Source organism: Bacteroides sp. CAG:189 (assembly GCF_000432295.1).
Lineage (GTDB): Bacteria > Bacteroidota > Bacteroidia > Bacteroidales > Bacteroidaceae > Bacteroides > Bacteroides salyersiae.
On record NZ_HF991108.1, the window covers coordinates 34,121 to 52,174 of the forward strand.

The 18,054-nt window shown below is 40.8% G+C and carries 16 protein-coding genes, 1 tRNA gene and 2 pseudogenes; 11 read left to right on the plus strand and 8 right to left on the minus strand.

Features of this window, described 5'->3' with window-relative positions:
- Positions 1 to 39: 39 nt before the first annotated feature.
- From QVP90_RS14810 to def, 4 genes are all read left to right on the plus strand, one after another.
- The gene (locus tag QVP90_RS14810) at positions 40 to 783 is read left to right on the plus strand and encodes a YjbH domain-containing protein (RefSeq protein ID WP_005923536.1); all 744 of its coding nucleotides are present in this window, start codon (positions 40 to 42) and stop codon (positions 781 to 783) included.
- Between the two features lie 59 nt (positions 784 to 842).
- Complete coding sequence (locus QVP90_RS14815; RefSeq protein WP_005923534.1) at positions 843 to 2,048, plus strand: OmpA family protein; 1,206 nt, start codon at positions 843 to 845, stop codon at positions 2,046 to 2,048.
- Between the two features lie 121 nt (positions 2,049 to 2,169).
- Positions 2,170 to 2,586 (plus strand): Holliday junction resolvase RuvX, encoded by a 417-nt coding sequence (gene ruvX / locus QVP90_RS14820; RefSeq protein WP_025819732.1) that lies wholly within the window; start codon positions 2,170 to 2,172, stop codon positions 2,584 to 2,586.
- Between the two features lie 37 nt (positions 2,587 to 2,623).
- Positions 2,624 to 3,178, plus strand: coding sequence for a peptide deformylase (gene def, locus QVP90_RS14825; RefSeq protein ID WP_005923530.1), 555 nt, complete (start codon positions 2,624 to 2,626; stop codon positions 3,176 to 3,178).
- A 316-nt stretch (positions 3,179 to 3,494) separates the two neighbouring features.
- Here def and QVP90_RS14830 read toward each other — a convergent pair whose 3' ends face one another.
- The gene (locus tag QVP90_RS14830; protein WP_264381088.1) at positions 3,495 to 3,851 is read right to left on the minus strand and encodes a hypothetical protein; all 357 of its coding nucleotides are present in this window, start codon (positions 3,849 to 3,851) and stop codon (positions 3,495 to 3,497) included.
- A gap of 507 nt (positions 3,852 to 4,358) precedes the next feature.
- Here QVP90_RS14830 and QVP90_RS14835 point away from each other — a divergent pair.
- From QVP90_RS14835 to QVP90_RS14865, 7 genes and pseudogenes are all read left to right on the plus strand, one after another.
- Positions 4,359 to 5,138: pseudogene (locus tag QVP90_RS14835) on the plus strand (tetratricopeptide repeat protein); the annotation flags it as partial.
- A gap of 3 nt (positions 5,139 to 5,141) precedes the next feature.
- Positions 5,142 to 6,496: pseudogene (locus QVP90_RS14840) on the plus strand (tetratricopeptide repeat protein); the annotation flags it as partial.
- Positions 6,497 to 6,576: 80 nt separating this feature from the next.
- A complete protein-coding gene (gene thrS, locus QVP90_RS14845; protein WP_021936858.1) occupies positions 6,577 to 8,517 on the plus strand; it encodes a threonine--tRNA ligase in 1,941 nt (646 codons plus the stop codon).
- A 72-nt stretch (positions 8,518 to 8,589) separates the two neighbouring features.
- On the plus strand, positions 8,590 to 9,186 hold the full coding sequence (infC, locus tag QVP90_RS14850) for a translation initiation factor IF-3 (RefSeq protein ID WP_085930804.1): 597 nt from the start codon (positions 8,590 to 8,592) through the stop codon (positions 9,184 to 9,186).
- 67 nt (positions 9,187 to 9,253) lie between these two features.
- Complete coding sequence (gene rpmI / locus QVP90_RS14855; protein ID WP_004326827.1) at positions 9,254 to 9,451, plus strand: 50S ribosomal protein L35; 198 nt, start codon at positions 9,254 to 9,256, stop codon at positions 9,449 to 9,451.
- 99 nt (positions 9,452 to 9,550) lie between these two features.
- Positions 9,551 to 9,901: a 50S ribosomal protein L20 gene (gene rplT, locus QVP90_RS14860; protein ID WP_004297540.1), complete on the plus strand. Its 351-nt coding sequence runs from the start codon at positions 9,551 to 9,553 to the stop codon at positions 9,899 to 9,901.
- A gap of 420 nt (positions 9,902 to 10,321) precedes the next feature.
- Positions 10,322 to 11,089, plus strand: a complete 768-nt coding sequence (locus QVP90_RS14865; protein ID WP_005923519.1) for an EFR1 family ferrodoxin — start codon at positions 10,322 to 10,324, stop codon at positions 11,087 to 11,089.
- Between the two features lie 6 nt (positions 11,090 to 11,095).
- On the opposite strand, the gene xpt is transcribed toward QVP90_RS14865, so the two are convergent.
- From xpt to QVP90_RS14900, 7 genes are all read right to left on the minus strand, one after another.
- Positions 11,096 to 11,662, minus strand: coding sequence for a xanthine phosphoribosyltransferase (gene xpt / locus QVP90_RS14870; protein ID WP_005923517.1), 567 nt, complete (start codon positions 11,660 to 11,662; stop codon positions 11,096 to 11,098).
- Between the two features lie 86 nt (positions 11,663 to 11,748).
- Positions 11,749 to 13,056: a phenylacetate--CoA ligase gene (locus QVP90_RS14875; protein ID WP_005923515.1), complete on the minus strand. Its 1,308-nt coding sequence runs from the start codon at positions 13,054 to 13,056 to the stop codon at positions 11,749 to 11,751.
- Positions 13,057 to 13,154: 98 nt separating this feature from the next.
- Positions 13,155 to 13,736, minus strand: coding sequence for an indolepyruvate oxidoreductase subunit beta (locus tag QVP90_RS14880; RefSeq protein WP_005923512.1), 582 nt, complete (start codon positions 13,734 to 13,736; stop codon positions 13,155 to 13,157).
- A 3-nt stretch (positions 13,737 to 13,739) separates the two neighbouring features.
- On the minus strand, positions 13,740 to 15,332 hold the full coding sequence (locus QVP90_RS14885) for a thiamine pyrophosphate-dependent enzyme (RefSeq protein ID WP_005923509.1): 1,593 nt from the start codon (positions 15,330 to 15,332) through the stop codon (positions 13,740 to 13,742).
- A gap of 81 nt (positions 15,333 to 15,413) precedes the next feature.
- Positions 15,414 to 16,451 (minus strand): endolytic transglycosylase MltG, encoded by a 1,038-nt coding sequence (mltG, locus tag QVP90_RS14890; protein WP_005923506.1) that lies wholly within the window; start codon positions 16,449 to 16,451, stop codon positions 15,414 to 15,416.
- A gap of 158 nt (positions 16,452 to 16,609) precedes the next feature.
- The gene (locus QVP90_RS14895) at positions 16,610 to 17,491 is read right to left on the minus strand and encodes a DNA/RNA non-specific endonuclease (protein ID WP_021936859.1); all 882 of its coding nucleotides are present in this window, start codon (positions 17,489 to 17,491) and stop codon (positions 16,610 to 16,612) included.
- A gap of 175 nt (positions 17,492 to 17,666) precedes the next feature.
- Positions 17,667 to 17,739 (minus strand) — tRNA-Thr (locus QVP90_RS14900).
- Positions 17,740 to 18,054 lie beyond the last annotated feature (315 nt).

An 18,054-nucleotide genomic window follows, 5' to 3' on the forward strand; every position in this document is an offset into this window, starting at 1 on the left:
ATTTTTGAACCGAAAGTATAAATAATAAAGTAGAAATAAATGCTAAAACGAATCATAACCACTTTGGTATGCTTGTGCTGTACATTTATGCTTTCGGCTCAATTGACCTATGGTACTACAGGATTGCTGCATGCCCCTTCAGCGGAAATGCAAAAGGATAAGACAGTAATGTTGGGTGCTAATTTTTTAAATAAGGAGATAACTCCTCCTACGTGGTATTACCATACGTACAATTATTACCTGAATGTAACCATTATGCCATGGTTGGAAGTTGCCTATACTTGTACGCTTTTCAAAGCGGAAGCATTGGGGCTGAAGCCTTATGGTTATACAGGCTTTACGAATCAGGACCGGTATTTTTCGGTTCGTTTGCGAGCATTGAAAGAAGGACAGTTTTGGAAATATACACCTGCCGTCGTGTTGGGAACTTCTGATCCATTTACATCCTCGGGAGATGTAATTGCTTCAGAACGGGGGAACGGATATTACAGTCGTTTCTATATTGCCGCTTCCAAGCATGTGGATATAGGAAAAGAGACGATAGGGATACACCTTTCTTATTTATATAATCGAAGAAAAGATTATAAATTGAATGGTGTGGCTGCCGGAATTAGTTATAATCCGTCTTTTCATCCGCAGCTACGATTGATAGCCGAATACGATTCCAAAGATTTTGCGATGGGAGCCACTTATTTGCTTTTTAATCATTTGCATGCACAGGTGGAGCTGCAGAGAATGAAATACCTCACCGGCGGATTGATGTTCAGATTTTGTCTGAAATGAAATGATGGTAAAGAGCGGATATGAATAAGAAGAGTTGAATTTATTAATAAAGAGAAAAAATGAATAGTAAATTAGTAATATTATCTCTGTTGTTAGCTGGAACTGCAACTGCTGTTTCTGCACAGACTAAAGATAAATACTACAGCGAGAGCTGGAAGGATAATATCTATATCAGTGTAGGAGGTGGAGTGCAGGCTACAACGAATCCGGATACTAAATTCGGGAAGTCTATTACCCCTCTGGTGAATCTGTCAATTGGAAAATTGATTAATCCTATCTGGGGATTCCGTGGCCAAGTATACGGATGGAGCTCGAAGATGGAAACAAATTATCCGTTTGAGAGTTTGAATGCGCCGAAAGTGGAAAGAAAAGAAAACTACATTGGTATCAATTTGGATGGTACTTTGAACCTGACAAACTTGTTCTGTGGCTATAAACCGGGGCGCGTATTTGAATTGAACTTTTTTGCCGGTCCTTCTATGAATGTAGTGAAAAACTATTGCCATTGGGATGTCGTTTATTCGGAACATAAGACGGTGGAAGACGGACATACGGTTATCAAGAAAGAGTTGGATTATGATCGTACAAGACCTACCGGTCATGAACTTCGTTGTTTAGTTGGTGCCAGTCTTGGTTTAGGTGCTAAGTTCAATATCAATCCGAAATGGGCCATCGACGTAGAAGCTCGCGGACAGGTTACTCCTTCTGTTTTGGGTGCATATAGCAGTGGTAACACCGACGGTTACCTTCATCTGACAGCCGGTGCTACTTATACATTTGGCGGCAAGAAGTTTGTTTCTTGCAGTTCTAAAGTCGATCAGAATGCTATTAACGATGAGTTGAACAAGTATCGCGATGAATTAGCCAAAGCTCAGAGCGATTTGGCTGATACTAAAAACGCGATGGCAAATGCTAAGCCTGTTGTTCAGGAGGTTGTGAAAGAAGTTGAAGTTGCTGGTCCGCGTGCTGTTTTCTTTAAGATAGGCAGTGCTAAGATCGACGATTACGGAAAGGTCAACATTCAGTTGGCTGCTAAATTGATGAAGGCCAATCCTGATAAGAAGTACAAAATCGCAGGATATTGTGACAGTGCAACCGGTAGTGCAAAATGGAATAAAGAGTTGTCTGAAAAACGTGCTCAAGCAGTTTATGATGCTCTTGTGAATGAGGGAGTTAGTGAAAAACAAATGGAACTCATTGGCTATGGTGGTACTGCTAATATGTTCGGCAAAGATTTCTTGAATCGTGTAGTAATTCTGGAATAAAATATGGATTAACAGAGCTTTGCTCTGAATTTTAAGGGAAAGGATGTCTGTAAATAGGCATCCTTTTTTTGTATGGCAATGGGTTATAATCAAAATAATAATTGTATTTTTGTCCCCAATTATGAGTAGAATATTAGCAATAGACTATGGTAGGAAGCGTACGGGAGTAGCTGTCAGTGATGCGATGCAGATCATTGCAAACGGTTTAACTACTGTACCTACGCATGAATTATTGGATTTTATAACCGGTTATGTACAAAAAGAACCGGTAGAGCGTATTCTTGTAGGTCTGCCTAAACAGATGAATAATGAAGCATCCGAGAGTATGAAGTATATTGATCCGTTTGTCCGTTCTCTAAAGAAAAGACTGCCGGAAATCCCTGTTGAATTTGTGGATGAACGTTTCACTTCTGTGCTGGCACATCGTACCATGTTGGAGGCCGGATTAAAGAAAAAAGATCGGCAAAATAAGGCCTTGGTTGATGAAATCAGTGCTACCATTATTTTGCAAACATATCTTGAAAGTAAACGTTTTTAATATAGAGAATAATATAATAAAATAGCAATAGTAAAATATGATTTTACCAATTTACACATACGGCCAACCTGTATTGAGAAAAGTGGCCGAAGACATTACCCCTGATTATCCGGAATTAAAGAAACTGATTGAAAATATGTTTGAGACGATGGTGCATGCGGATGGTGTGGGACTTGCGGCACCTCAAATCGGACTTCCTATCCGGGTGGTGACAATTACGTTGGATCCTCTGTCGGATGAGTTCCCTGAATTTAAAGATTTTAACCGGGCATACATTAATCCGCACATTCTTGAAGTCGGTGGCGAGGAAGTGGCAATGGAAGAAGGTTGTCTCAGTCTGCCGGGTATTCATGAAACGGTGAAAAGAGGGAATCGGATTCACGTGAAGTATATGGATGAAAATTTTGTGGAGCATGATGAAGTGGTCGAAGGATATCTTGCACGTGTGATGCAGCACGAATTTGATCATTTGGATGGAAAAATGTTCATTGACCATATTTCGCCGCTTCGCAAGCAAATGATAAAGGGTAAATTAAATACCATGCTGAAAGGAAAGGCTCGCAGCTCTTATAAAATGAAGCAAATAAAATAATACTGTATGTAGACTTATTTGGTGGGCAGATATTCTGTTTATTGATCAAGAAACAAAAAAGAAATATTATAAAAATTGAAACGGTTTCTAAGTAATCGTGAAAAGGTAAGTTGTGACAGAGCGTCAATCCAACCCATATACTTCACATCAATGTAACTCCTGCCTGCTTGAAAAAGACGTAGCATCTCTTTCAAAAAGACATAGCGCCTTTCAAAGAAAGACGTAGCATCTCTCCGAAAAAGATGTAACAGGTTTCAACGGAAAGATGTGCAGGTTTCAAAAAAAGATGTAGCATCTTTTTTCCGGTGAATGTTTTTTATTCTTCAGAATGTCTCTTCTGTATATTTTTCATCCCTTTCACCGCCTTCACCTTTTTTGCTTCACTGCTTTGTTCATCGGCAATACTGGGTGAAGGGCGGTTGTCGTTTTTCTGTCTCTGTGCAAATGTCTCCCAAGTATTGGGTATACGGGCGATGAACACCGAGCATACGGGTGGTGAGTATCGGGCATACGGGCGGCAAACACCATTATCGGGAAACAGGAGCGTGCCTTCACCCTGTATTACCGATGAATAGGGAGTTTGATCAAAAAAGGTGAAGCCGGTGAAGGGGGGGGATTCTATGTGAATAATATATCCCGATGGACAAAAACGTCCTTTAGAGGAAACTTCCAAAATGAAAGGATCCGATCAAACCGGAACAATAGGTGCCAGATTATTTTTAAAGCATTACTAAATCCGTTTTGGCAGGATAATTATTTAACATTGTTAATTGATTTTTCCGAAGTACGGTTTCCTCCCGATAAAACATTAATTCTTTAAGTGCAGGAAATAGTATTCTTATTGCCAAAGAATACTATTTAACACAGTCTTAATAACGCTTTCTTGTATTAGAGAAAACATACCCTTCTTCTTTAGGAAATTCTTGTTTATATGGTTGGTATACAGTGGTTTGTCTTGATATACTGCTTTCCTTGAAATCTTCTTGTATTGCAAACTCGAAAAAATGCAGTTTGCCTCTACTTGTCATATTGACAAGTAGAGAGTTTGTTTTAAATTCATATTGAAGTAGTTTTTATGTCGCATCAAATGCTCAAAAAATATAAAAAGTTATCTGATATCCCTGTATAATAGACGAAAAGCATTACTTTTGTTTCATTTATTAAGTATATTCAAAAGCCAATGATAAAAAAGATATTAGTAGCTCTTCTGCTGCTACCTACACTGGTATGTGCTCAGATAAATACGGAACGGGTAATGATGATAGCCCGTAATGCTCTTTATTTTGAGGATTATGTGCTTTCTATTCAATATTTTAACCAGGTGATTAATGCAAAGCCTTATCTGTATGAACCTTATTTTTTCAGGGGATTGGCAAAAATAAATCTGGATGATTTTCAAGGTGCGGAAGCTGATTGTGATAAAGCGATCGAACGTAATCCTTTTGTAGTGGGGGCTTATCAGATTCGTGGCTTGGCACGTATTCGTCAAAATAAATACGATGGGGCGATTGAAGATTATAAAAAAGCTTTGCATTACGCGCCGGAGAATATTACACTTTGGCATAATCTGACCTTGTGCCATATTCAAAAGAAAGATTACAAGGCTGCGGAAGATGATTTGGAAAAGCTGCTTACAATCTCTCCTAAATATACACGCGCTTATCTGATGCGGGGAGAGGTTGCACTGAAACAACAAGACACTATTAGGGCGTTAAAAGATTTCAATACGGCTATCGAATTGGATAAATACGATCCGGATGCATGGTCTTCCCGGGCAATTGTCCAATTGCAACAATCCAAGTATGCCGAGGCGGAAGCGGACTTTAATCAAGCTATTCGCCTGAGTGCACGGAATGCCGGAAATTATATAAATCGTGCGTTGGCCCGTTTTCATCAGAATAATTTGAGAGGTGCCATGAGTGATTATGATCTGGCATTGGATATTGATCCGAATAACTTCCTCGGACACTATAACCGTGGCTTGCTCCGTGCTCAGGTGGGTGATGATAACCGTGCAATAGAAGACTTTGATTTCGTTCTGCAGATAATATTGATCCTAATAACTTTATCGGACATTATAACCGTGGTCTGTTGCGTGCTCAAGTAGGTGATGATAATCGTGCGATTGAAGATTTCAACTTTGTGCTCGAGATGGAGCCCGATAACATGATGGCTACATTTAATAGAGGTTTGCTACGTGCGCAGACCGGAGATTATCGGGGGGCGATAGAAGACTATACGACTGTGATCAACCAATATCCTAACTTCTTGGCCGGTTATTACCAGCGTGCTGAAGCGCGTAAAAAAATTGGAGACCGTAAAGGAGCCGAGGCGGATGAGTTTAAGGTAATGAAAGCGCAGTTGGATCGTCAGAATGGCGTTTCGAAAAATGATGTGGCACAGAATGATCAAAATAAGGAGGATGATAATGAGGAGGATGAAGGCAAGACACGTAAAAAGTCGGATAAGAATATGAATAACTATCGGAAGATAGTAATTGCCGACGATTCCGAACAGGAACGTCAATACAAGAGCGATTATAGGGGACGGGTACAGGATCGTAACGTGACGATTAAGCCGGAACCGTTGTTTGCACTTACTTATTATGAAAAGATGAGCGATGTAAAACGCTCTGTGAATTATCATACGTTTATTGATGAATTGAACCAGTCGGGGATCTTTCCAAAACGTTTGCGTATAACTAATATGGAAGCGCCACTGACAGAAGAGCAGGTTAAATTCCATTTTGCCTTGATCGATGCACATACATCGGCAATTGTGGAAGATGAGAAAAGTGCTGCGAAGCGTTTTGCCCGTGCACTCGATTTTTATCTGGTACAGGACTTTGCGAGCTCAATGGATGATTTGACGCAGGCTATCTTACTTGACGATAAATTTTTCCCGGCTTACTTTATGCGGTCTTTAGTACGTTGTAAGCAGTTGGAGTATCAGAAAGCAGAGGAGGCTGCAAATGCAAAACAAGGCGGGGATGGCTCGAAGGAAATTGGTGCAATAGATTATGATGTTGTGAAAGCCGATTTGGATAAAGTTATTGCATTGGCTCCGGACTTTGTATATGCATACTATAATCGTGCCAATGTGTTGGCCATGTTGAAAGACTACAGGGCTGCATTGGTTGATTATGACAAGGCTATTGACTTGAATCATGATTTTGCCGACGCTTACTTTAACCGTGGGCTGACCCATATATTCCTTGGGAATAATAAACAAGGTATCACCGATTTGAGTAAGGCCGGAGAGTTGGGAATTGTTTCGGCATACAATATAATCAAGCGCTTCACCGATCAGGGCGAATAACATTTTTTTGATAAATAATAGAAAACTCAAAAAGAATTAGTTATTTTTGCGTGCTAAAAAGAAAAATATAACATCACATTATGATAAAGATAACATTTCCCGATGGCTCTGTTCGTGAATATAGCGAAGGAGTGAACGGTCTGCAGATTGCAGAAAGTATCAGTTCGCGTCTGGCTCAGGATGTACTGGCTTGTGGCGTGAATGGTGAGATTTATGATTTAGGCCGTCCTATCAATGAGGATGCCTCTATTGTGCTTTATAAATGGGAGGACGAGGAAGGTAAACATGCTTTCTGGCATACAAGTGCCCACTTGCTGGCCGAAGCATTGCAGGAACTTTATCCGGGGATACAATTTGGTATCGGACCGGCTATTGAGAATGGATTTTACTACGATGTCGATCCGGGAGAAGCGATCATTAAGGAATCCGATCTGCCTGCCATAGAAGCCAGGATGGCTGAACTGGCAGCTAAGAAAGAGGCCGTAGTTCGTGCAGACATCGCTAAAAACGATGCTTTGAAAATGTTTGGTGACCGTGGCGAAACTTATAAATGCGAGTTGATCTCTGAATTGGAAGACGGACATATCACTACTTATACACAAGGGGCGTTTACCGATCTTTGTCGTGGCCCTCACTTAATGACGACAGCACCTATCAAAGCCATAAAGCTGACTTCTGTAGCAGGCGCTTACTGGCGTGGTCATGAAGATCGTAAGATGCTGACTCGTATTTATGGTATTACTTTCCCGAAAAAGAAAATGCTGGATGAATATCTGGTATTGCTGGAGGAAGCAAAGAAGCGCGACCATCGTAAGATTGGTAAGGAAATGCAACTCTTTATGTTCTCCGAAACAGTAGGAAAAGGTTTGCCGATGTGGTTGCCGAAGGGAACAGCGCTTCGTTTGCGTTTACAGGAATTCTTGCGCCGCATTCAGACCCGTTATGATTATCAGGAGGTAATAACTCCGCCTATCGGCAATAAGTTATTGTATGTAACTTCCGGTCACTATGCTAAATACGGTAAGGATGCTTTCCAGCCGATCCATACTCCGGAAGAAGGAGAGGAGTATTTCCTGAAACCGATGAACTGTCCGCATCACTGCGAAATCTATAAGAACTTCCCAAGATCTTACAAGGATCTGCCTTTGCGTATTGCTGAGTTCGGTACGGTGTGCCGTTATGAACAAAGCGGCGAGCTTCACGGCTTGACCCGTGTACGTAGCTTTACACAGGATGATGCGCATATTTTTTGTCGTCCCGATCAGGTGAAGGGTGAATTCCTTCGGGTGATGGATATTATTTCGATCGTGTTCCGTTCCATGGATTTCACTAATTTTGAGGCACAGATATCCTTGCGTGACAAAGTGAATCACGAAAAGTACATCGGTAGCGATGAAAACTGGGAAAAGGCAGAGCAGGCTATTATTGAAGCTTGTGAAGAAAAAGGCTTGAAGGCGAAGATAGAATATGGCGAAGCTGCTTTCTATGGCCCGAAACTTGATTTTATGGTGAAAGATGCCATTGGCCGTCGTTGGCAGTTGGGAACGATTCAAGTGGATTATAATTTACCGGAACGTTTTGAACTTGAATATATGGGTTCTGATAACCAGAAACATCGTCCGGTGATGATTCACCGTGCACCGTTCGGGTCAATGGAGCGTTTTGTAGCAGTGTTGATAGAGCATACTGCAGGTAAATTCCCATTGTGGTTAACTCCGGACCAGGTTGCTATCCTGCCGATCAGTGAAAAATTCAATGATTATGCCGAACAGGTGAAAATGTATCTGAAGACACATGAAATTCGTGCGATCGTTGACGATCGTAACGAAAAGATCGGCCGTAAGATACGTGATAATGAGATGAAACGTATTCCTTATATGCTGATTGTCGGTGAGAAAGAGGCAGAAAATGGAGAAGTTTCAGTTCGTAGACAAGGCGAAGGTGATAAAGGTACCATGAAATTTGAAGATTTTGCTAAAATTTTGAACGAAGAAGTTCAAAATATGATAAATAAATGGTAACTTTGCGCCCAATTAATAAATAAACAAATTTTGGTAGACAATAAAAAACAATTCGGAAGTAAAGGTTATTTGATGAAGAATGACAGCTTAAAAGGGCAGTACAGAATCAATGAGCAGATTCGCGCCAAGGAAGTTCGCATTGTAAGCGACGAAGTGGAACCTATGGTATATCCTATTTCCCAGGCATTAAAAATGGCGGAAGAAAAAGGGTTAGACCTCGTAGAAATTTCCCCTAATGCACAACCCCCGGTTTGCCGTATTATTGACTATTCAAAATTTCTTTATCAACTAAAGAAACGTCAGAAAGAACAAAAAGCGAAACAGGTGAAAGTGAACGTAAAGGAAATACGTTTCGGACCTCAAACGGATGATCATGATTACAACTTTAAGTTGAAACATGCTAAAGGGTTTCTTGAAGACGGGGACAAAGTGAAAGCTTATGTTTTCTTTAAAGGGCGTTCCATTCTTTTTAAAGAACAGGGTGAAGTGCTGTTGTTGCGTTTTGCCAATGATTTGGAAGATTACGCAAAAGTAGATCAAATGCCTGTTTTAGAGGGTAAGCGTATGACTATCCAGCTTTCTCCGAAAAAGAAAGAAGGCACTCCCAAAAAGCCGGCTGCACCGAAGCCTGCAGCTCCAAAGCCTGCGGATAAGGCAGCAGAAGAATAAGACAGAAATGCGTAACGCGCAGGTATAGTGCGTTGCCATATAATTTAATAATTTAAAATCAAGTAAGATGCCAAAGATGAAGACTAACTCCGGTTCTAAAAAGAGATTTACTCTTACCGGAACAGGTAAAATCAAAAGAAAGCACGCTTTTCATAGTCATATTTTGACTAAGAAAACTAAAAAGAGAAAGAGAAATCTGTGCTACTCTACAACTGTTGATACAACAAATGTAAGCCAGGTTAAGGAACTCTTAGCTATGAAGTAATCAAAAGCGTAAAAGTATTATTAAAGTATTAACCGAATGCATTAGCTTTAAGTTCGCTACGTGAAGTAACGGCGCTAACATTCAAAAAAGAGTAAAACTATGCCAAGATCAGTAAATCATGTTGCTTCAAAAGCAAGAAGAAAGAAAATTTTGAAATTGACCAGAGGTTACTTTGGTGCAAGAAAAAATGTTTGGACCGTAGCTAAAAACACTTGGGAGAAGGGTTTGACATACGCGTTCCGTGACCGTAGAAACAAGAAAAGAAACTTTCGCGCTCTTTGGATACAACGTATCAATGCAGCTGCACGCCTTGAAGGAATGTCATATTCTAAATTGATGGGTGGCTTGCATAAAGCCGGTATCGAAATAAACCGTAAGGTTTTGGCTGATTTAGCAATGAATCATCCGGAAGCTTTCAAAGCTGTAGTTGCTAAAGCTAAAGCGGCTTAAGTTGCACAGTTTAAGAATAATAGATGCCGATTACTGAAAAGTGATCGGCATTTTTATTATTACTAAAGAATTTTCAAGCTATAAAAAGTGGCTTTTAGAATAAACAAATTCTATATTTTTCTTGTTTATCTCATACAAAGTTACTACATTTGTGTAGTTAAAGTATTAGCCGTATCGACTTGATCGGGAAACTCTTCAAATTAATCTGATATACCGAGAACGCTTCTGCTCTCAATGGCGGGCCACATCTTTCGGGACAGCTTTTAGCCGGTGGATTACAAAGGGGGCGAGCACTCAAATCTTGTTCTATCAGAGTTTCATCACATCGTCGGTGCGGCTTTTTTATAACGGAGAAGGACGGTAATCATTCGAAGACTACCGCCCTTCTTTTTATATTGATTTATTAAAAGAATCTCAATTATGATTTTTTATTTCTCGGGTACAGGAAACTCTAAATGGATTGCAGAACAGCTTGCTGACAGGCTTAAGGAGCAATTGATATTTATTCCGGAAACAATGCGAAACGCGATATTTGATTATGAAATGGCTGATAAAGAAAAAATCGGCTTTGTGTTTCCTGTGTATTCCTGGGGGCCTCCTCCCATTGTGTTGCAGTTTATAGAACAACTGAATCTTCAGCGCTATGATAAGCAGTATCTTTTTTTTGTATGTTCTTGCGGGGATGACACCGGATTGACTCAGCAGGTGTTTTGCAATGCTGTATCAAGAAGGGGATGGAAATGTGATGCCGGATTTTCTGTTATTATGCCTAATAATTATGTATTACTCCCGGGGTTTGATGTGGACTCTAAAGAGATTGAAGAACGGAAACTGACTGATGCGATTCCAAAATTGGCAGAAATAGGCAGTATGTTGGAAGAAGGAAAAGAGGTGTTTCAATGCCATGAAGGTAGTTTCCCTTTTATAAAAACGAAGATAATTAATCCGTTTTTCACAAAATGGGGGATATCTGCGAGGAAGTTTCATACCACAGATGCTTGTATAGCTTGCAAACGTTGTGAAAAAGCTTGTCCTATGAACAATATTGTAATGGTAGGATGGAAACCTGTTTGGGGAACAGATTGTACTTCTTGTTTGGCCTGTTATCATATCTGTCCCCAAAATGCTGTACAATACGGGAGCGTGACGGGGAAAAAAGGACAATATTTTAATCCGAATGAAAAATAGAAGAAGCTATCTTATTTTAATCTGGCAATTGGATAAATCTTCTATAATGGCGAGACTTTCTACGCGTACACCTCTTTCTTCGAGTGTTTTACGCCCGTTTTGAAAGGCTTTCTCTATAATGAACCCCATTCCTACCAGGTTAGCTCCGGATTGCTTGATCAAGTCTAAAACACCTAAGGCGGCGTTTCCATATGCCAGAAAGTCATCAACGAAAAGAATGTTGTCTTCGGGGGTTAGAAAATCACTACTGATGACAACTTCATAATCACGGTCTTTGGTGAAAGAATGAACTGTGGTACTTAATGCGTTCTGTATGGTTTTAGGAGATTTCTTTTTGGCAAATACCACCGGTAAATCCATCAGATAACCGGTCATAATGGCCGGAGCGATACCACTGGCTTCTATCGTCATAATCTTATTGACATTGGTTCCTGCAAAAAGGCGTACGAATTCTACTCCGATAGATTTCATCAGTACGGGATCCATTTGATGGTTTATAAAACTGTCTACTTTCAGAATGCCTCCCTCGAAGCATCTTCCATCTTGCAGGATTCTTTTTTTTAATAGTTGCATAAGGTATGATTAAAGTGGATGTACGAATGCGCCAACTGAAGAAACAATTTTCTTAATTGGCGCATTAGACATATAATTATATTGAATTATTTGTTATCTCTCAAGTCCTTTACTCGTACTGCTTTTCCTTCGCTTTGTGGTAAAGAGCCCTTTTTAACCAATTTCAGTTTAGGTGTTACTAATATTTCATCTTTCAATTGGCGGGTAATCTCCTTACGAATACGTTCCAGCTCAATATAGTTGTCAGTGGAAAGATCGCTTAACTCTACCTCAACGACCATTTCATCCTGATTATTGACGGTTTCCAGGGTAATAAGGTAATTGCTGCCTAATTCTGGGAATTGCACCAATATTTTTTCGACTTGCATTGGGAAAATATTAACCCCTTTGATGATGAACATATCATCGCTGCGTCCTTTGATTCGGTCTATACGCAAGTGAGTACGCCCGCAAGGACATTTGCCCGGAAGAATACGTGTAAGATCGCGCGTCCGGTAGCGAATCAGGGGCATCATGTCTCGGTCGAGTGTGGTCAGTACCAGTTCTCCTATTTCTCCTTCGGGGACAGGTTCACCGGTTTCCGGGTCGATAATTTCTACGTAATAGCAATCTTCCCAAAAGTGCATACCATTTTGTTCGGTACATTCGAAGGCTACTCCCGGGCCGTTCATTTCTGTCATTCCAAAGCTGTTATAGGCTTTCACTCCCAACATGCGTTCTATTTTTTTTCTTTGTTCATCGGTGTGCGGTTCTGCTCCGATGACAAGGGTTTTTAGGGTGGTGCCTGCCGGATCCATACCCTCTTCCTGGAATACTTCTGCCAAGCGTATGGCATAGCTGGGGATTGCGTGTAAGGCAGTCGTCTTAAAATCATTGATGAATTTTATCTGACGTTTACTGTTACCGGCAGCAGCAGGTACGGTCAATGCTCCTAACCGTTCGGCACCGTATTGAAATCCTAATCCTCCTGTAAACATTCCATATCCGGAGCTGTTCTGAAATACATCGGTTTTACGGATTCCAACCATGTAAAGGCATCGTGCCACCAAGTTTGCCCATGAGTCAAGATCATGCTGTGAGTGTACTATGACAGTTGGATTACCGGTTGTGCCGCTGGATGAATGGATTCGTACTCCGTCATTTTTCATATCACCGGCTACGAGGCCGAAAGGATAATGGGCACGCATATCCGCTTTGGTTGTGAATGGTATTTGACGAATATCTTCCAGTGACCGGATGGAGTCGGCGGTAATGCCGTGTTTGGCAAAAACCTCCTTATAATAAGGAGCGTTTGCTGCTATGGAAATTGTTTTACGGAGTCGTTGTAATTGCAATTCTTTTAGTTCTTCACGACTCATCGTTTCTATTTCTTCTTCCCAGTATCTTGTATTCATGGTTTGAACAATTATTCAATGTGCTGTCCTGCCGATATGCCAATTGTATGTTTTGAACAGTTGTTATGCCGATTGACATATCGGCAGGATACACATGATTACATTAATTTTTCTGCTATGTCTTTTCCGGCTGCCAACGCTTTGAGGTTCATTTCTACAATAGCATCCCCTTTGCGCTGGAATATTTCACGGATGCTATCCTGTATCTTTGTGTAATCTATTCCTAAGAATGGGATAGTGGCTCCTAATAGAACAATATTGGCGACACGTGCCGATCCTGCTTCTTTAGCTACTTTGTCCACATTCAAGACCACTTTATGAGGCAGTTTGTTAATCTCTTCCAGTACTTTTTCTTCTGCCGGATAATTTGGAATATTGATAAACGGCGTTTCGTTGGTCACCAGCCATCCCTCCGGACTGAGATAGGGAAGATACCGTAATCCTTCCATGGGTTCTAAGGATATGATCAGGTCACATTTTCCCGATGGTATCAAGTCTGAAGCGATAGGTTGGTCACTGATGCGCAGGTTAGACTGTACGTCTCCACCACGTTGACTCATCCCGTGTACTTCTGCCTGTTTCATATAAAGTCCGTCTTTCAAGGCTGCTTTGCCGATGACTGTGGCGATTGACAGGATACCTTGCCCGCCTACTCCTGATAGTATAATATCTTTTTTCATGGCTTATTTACTTCTTTTTTTACGTGCTAATGTTTGTATACATTCCCTGCGGGGGATAATAACGGATACACCGTGATAATCAAGTTCTTCACGTATTATCCGTTTCATTTCATCGTAGTTCTTCTTTAAGGGAACTACTACACGGATATGTGCAGGATCTACTCCGAGTCCGGTACAGATTGCTTCGATACGTCCTGTACCGGCAGAATCTTGGCCACCTGTCATAGCTGTTGTTTCATTGTCGGAAATAACAATGGTAACATCTGAATTTTCATTAACACAGTCCAGCAATCCGGTCATTCCGGAGTGGGTAAAAGTCGAATCGCCTATAACGGCTACGGCGGGATATAATCCTCCATCGGCAGCACCTTTTGCCATCGTAATGGATGCCCCCATATCGACACAGGAGTTTATGGCATTGAACGGCGCATTGGCTCCCAATGTATAACATCCGATGTCACTGAATACTTTATGAGTAGGATATTCTTCTTTTAGTACTTGAGTCAGAGTGGTATACATATCGCGATGGCCGCAACCTTCGCATAGGGCGGGCGGGCGCATCTCTACAATACCCGGAACTTTGAATTCGGATTTGTTTTCTTTTCCTACGGCACGTGCTACGGAATCCGGATTTAATTCTCCGTCTTGTGAAAGTGTACCGTCAAGACGTCCTTTCACTTTCAATCCGATACCCAAATACCCTTTCAATTGTTTTTCTACAAACGGTTGCCCGTCTTCCAAAACAAGAATTTCATCACAAGTCTCCACTAATTGCATTAATTGCTTTTTGGGTAGCGGATATTGTCCTATTTTCAATACCGGATATTCGCAGCCTTCCGGATAGTTTTCCATTAGATAGTTGTATCCGATGCCACAGGCTACGATACCTGTCTTTTTGTTCGGACCGTCGGTATATTTGTTATAGGGAGATTCTTCGGATGCTTTGATAAATTCGTCCTGGCGTGATAATAATGCTTTATAGCGTTTGCGTGCATTACCCGGTAAAAGAATAAATTGACGCGGATCTTCTCCAAAAGATATTTCATTCTGCGGCTTTTGGGCTTTTCGTTCTACTCCGGAACGGGAATGCGCCAGGCGGGTAACCATACGCATCAATAATGGTTCGCCGATCTTTTCGGAAAATTCGAATCCGTTGTAAACCATGTCATAAGCTTCTTGCTGATTGCTCGGCTCATACATCGGAATCAATGAAAAATCACCATAAAAACGACTGTCTTGCTCGTTTTGAGAGGAGTGCATGCTGGGATCATCAGCTGCAACAACGATAAGTCCGCCTTTTACACCGGTGATTGCTGAATTGATAAAACAGTCGGCTGCTACATTCATGCCTACATGTTTCATGCAAACCAGTGCCCGCTTACCTACGAATGACATTCCCAAGGCAGCCTCCATTGCTGTCTTTTCGTTGGCAGCCCAACGGCTGTGTATGTTCCGTTCACTCGTGACGGGGGATGATTGGATATATTCCGTTATCTCAGTTGAAGGGGTGCCCGGATAGGCATAAACGCCTGAAAGCCCAGCATCCAATGCAGATTGTGCAATGGCTTCATCGCCAAGTAAGAGTTGCTTGCTCATATATCTTTTTAATTAGTGTTAGTCACAGTTCTATTATTTATTTGGGCAAAGATACATTTTTAAGATCATTTTATTACAGGATTACTTAAAAATCTTTCTTTCGTTCAATGCTTTCCAATATTTTCTGGCATTAGCCATATGGTCGGTATAATTGGATGCAAAATTGTGGGTACCCGAAAAATCTTCTTTTGCACACATATAAATATAATTGTGTTTTGCATAATTAAGAACGCTATCTATGCCTTTAGTGGAAGGAATGCGGATCGGTCCCGGAGGAAGTCCGGTATTTATATAAGTATTGTATGGAGATTCAACCCGTAGGTTCTCGTTGGTGATTCTTCTTAATCCGAAGTCTTGCAATGCAAATTTGATCGTAGGATCTGCTTGAAGCGGCATGCCTCTTTGCAACCGGTTGATGTATAATCCTGCCACCATAGGTTTTTCCCCATTATTATTTGTCTCTTCTTCTACGATGGATGCCAGCGTGCACACTTCTTCCGGAGTCATTCCTATAGCTTGTGCTTTGGCAAGACGTTCGTCATTCCAGAATCTTTTATGTTCCTTTTGCATACGCTCGAAGAAGCTGTCGGCACTCATATCCCAATATACTTGGTAAGTTTCGGGAATAAACATGCATGCCATTGTTTCTTTGTCATATCCCATTTTTTGCTGAAAAGTGGAATCGAATAGTAAAGTTGCAATTTCGATAGAATCTATCATTAATTGTTTGGCTACGTTATGTGCCAGCCTGTCGAGCGTTCTTACACTGCCGATTGTCAGGTTGACCGGCTCTTGATAACCACGGGATATCCGGCTGTAAACATGGTATACATTCTCTCCGGGACGAATGGCATAGCGGCCGGTGTGGATGTTTTTTTCTAATTCACGATATTTTGCCATCCAACGGAATCCGGTAAGGTTACCGGGATGTCCTTTTGCTTTCACCTTATTATATATGGAGTCTGCCGTGTCGTCACGGTCTACGTACACATAAACTGTTTTAGCGGGATGAAATTGCGGATACAGGAGGTAGTAATAAAAAGTACCGATTCCTGCTATGCAGACTATAAAGAAGATAGCCGTTAGGCTGATAAGGATTTTTTTCTTTTTCTTGTCCATAAAAAGACGTTCACATTATAAAAACTCATCAAAGGTAATAAGAATTCGACTAAATAGGCGACTTGGTGGAGACTGTTTTTTGAGTGTTTAGCTATTATTTGCTTTTGAATGCCGATGATGTTATTGGTATAAATGCGTTTTAGGGTTATTGCCCGGATTTAAAGTCCCCACTGGTCGCAATTCACTTGTGATTCTATTTTGTTTTCCAAATCATCAGGCAGAGGGGCAAAGAAATCCATTCCCGTCAGCGTTTCAATACTGTCCACTGATACTGCGTAAGTGGCGAGTGGGGATACGGAACGTCCGTTTTTGAATAGAAATCCAATGGTTTTAGGTGATGTGGTAAAAGGTGATAAAATTACTTTGAAGAATTTTTGTGGAACTGTTACCTTGTTTTTTCCTATTTTCTGTGGCGTTTTTTCTATAATAGGTCCGCAAATTATAATAATAGCACTGTCGGTAATGGCCCAATCACGTATTTTTTCTTCCAGGTCTTTCCATTTGCGTCTGTTCAGTTCCGGGTGTTGCGGGCACATATTGCTAAAGTAAAATGATTCTTTCATTGCCGTATTGCTCCATTTCATATCGGCTGCGGGCGCCATGTGTCCTTTGTCATATCCTGAGCGTGCGTAATCGGCATTGGTAGCAATGATACCTTTTACCGAAGGGTCGGTAATGAAACGGTCGGTTCTTTTAGCATTGCCTTGTGTCTCTTGGCGTGTCAGTTCATATGCGACCCAGTTAGGCAGGCGGAGATTTTCATTATATGATACGCTATATCCGGTATGGTGGATGATTTGTTCTTTTCTGGGAATAATCATTCGCGGTATCGTAAGCTCTTCGGCTGTCGGTATCGGCTGCCGAATGGATGTAGCAGGAATTTTGACTGTCTTGTCCGGAAAAGAGGGGAGCGTTTCGGATTGTTGAAAATAAAGGTATAAACCATAAAAAACAGGTATTAAAACTAGGATAGTAATAATACATCCTATTTGGGAATGTTTTTGGGCTTTTTTCTTTTTTTGATTCCTTTTTCGGCTCATGACATGGCTAAAACTGATTGTGATGCGTTTTTTACTAAAACAGGATTAACTTGAAAAAACTACCGGTATCGCAATTAGTACGCTTGTTCAGATAACGATTATAGGTGTTTTTTTTGAATACATTATTCTATTTAAGCAAAAAGCACCGATTAAAATAATCAGTGCTTAATGAAAGAGCCGCTAGCCAGACTTGAACTGGCGACCTACGCGTTACGAATGCGTTGCTCTACCAACTGAGCTATAGCGGCATTGTCCGTTTACGGCATGCAAAATTACAGCTTTATTCGAATAATCAAAAAGAAATCTTCTTTTTTTTGATTATTATTTTCTTTGGTTTCTGTCTTTCAGTTAGTTGGCATTCTCTTATTAAAAAAAGAATAGTAGCATGGGATTTCTCTGGAGATAAATAAGCAGTTATGGAATGGAATTTGTAAAGCTATAGCATTGAAAAAATGGATGTGGATAGAGAATATATTGAAGAAACTATTTGTCATATTTGAAATGAGAGCGTTTATAAAAGGCAAGATGATTGGTGATTTTTATTATAAGGTAATAGCCTTGGC

Bases quoted from the DNA above. Each gene is read 5' to 3' on its own strand.
- xpt (WP_005923517.1), bottom strand. From the start codon at position 11,662: ATGCAACTATTAAAAAAAAGAATCCTGCAAGATGGAAGATGCTTCGAG.
- def (WP_005923530.1), top strand. From the start codon at position 2,624: ATGATTTTACCAATTTACACATACGGCCAACCTGTATTGAGAAAAGTG.
- QVP90_RS14880 (WP_005923512.1), bottom strand. From the start codon at position 13,736: ATGAAAAAAGATATTATACTATCAGGAGTAGGCGGGCAAGGTATCCTG.
- QVP90_RS14815 (WP_005923534.1), top strand. From the start codon at position 843: ATGAATAGTAAATTAGTAATATTATCTCTGTTGTTAGCTGGAACTGCA.
- mltG (WP_005923506.1), bottom strand. From the start codon at position 16,451: ATGGACAAGAAAAAGAAAAAAATCCTTATCAGCCTAACGGCTATCTTC.
- QVP90_RS14810 (WP_005923536.1), top strand. From the start codon at position 40: ATGCTAAAACGAATCATAACCACTTTGGTATGCTTGTGCTGTACATTT.
- thrS (WP_021936858.1), top strand. From the start codon at position 6,577: ATGATAAAGATAACATTTCCCGATGGCTCTGTTCGTGAATATAGCGAA.
- ruvX (WP_025819732.1), top strand. From the start codon at position 2,170: ATGAGTAGAATATTAGCAATAGACTATGGTAGGAAGCGTACGGGAGTA.
- rpmI (WP_004326827.1), top strand. From the start codon at position 9,254: ATGCCAAAGATGAAGACTAACTCCGGTTCTAAAAAGAGATTTACTCTT.
- QVP90_RS14875 (WP_005923515.1), bottom strand. From the start codon at position 13,056: ATGAATACAAGATACTGGGAAGAAGAAATAGAAACGATGAGTCGTGAA.
- rplT (WP_004297540.1), top strand. From the start codon at position 9,551: ATGCCAAGATCAGTAAATCATGTTGCTTCAAAAGCAAGAAGAAAGAAA.
- QVP90_RS14895 (WP_021936859.1), bottom strand. From the start codon at position 17,491: ATGAGCCGAAAAAGGAATCAAAAAAAGAAAAAAGCCCAAAAACATTCC.
- QVP90_RS14865 (WP_005923519.1), top strand. From the start codon at position 10,322: ATGATTTTTTATTTCTCGGGTACAGGAAACTCTAAATGGATTGCAGAA.
- infC (WP_085930804.1), top strand. From the start codon at position 8,590: ATGAAGAATGACAGCTTAAAAGGGCAGTACAGAATCAATGAGCAGATT.
- QVP90_RS14885 (WP_005923509.1), bottom strand. From the start codon at position 15,332: ATGAGCAAGCAACTCTTACTTGGCGATGAAGCCATTGCACAATCTGCA.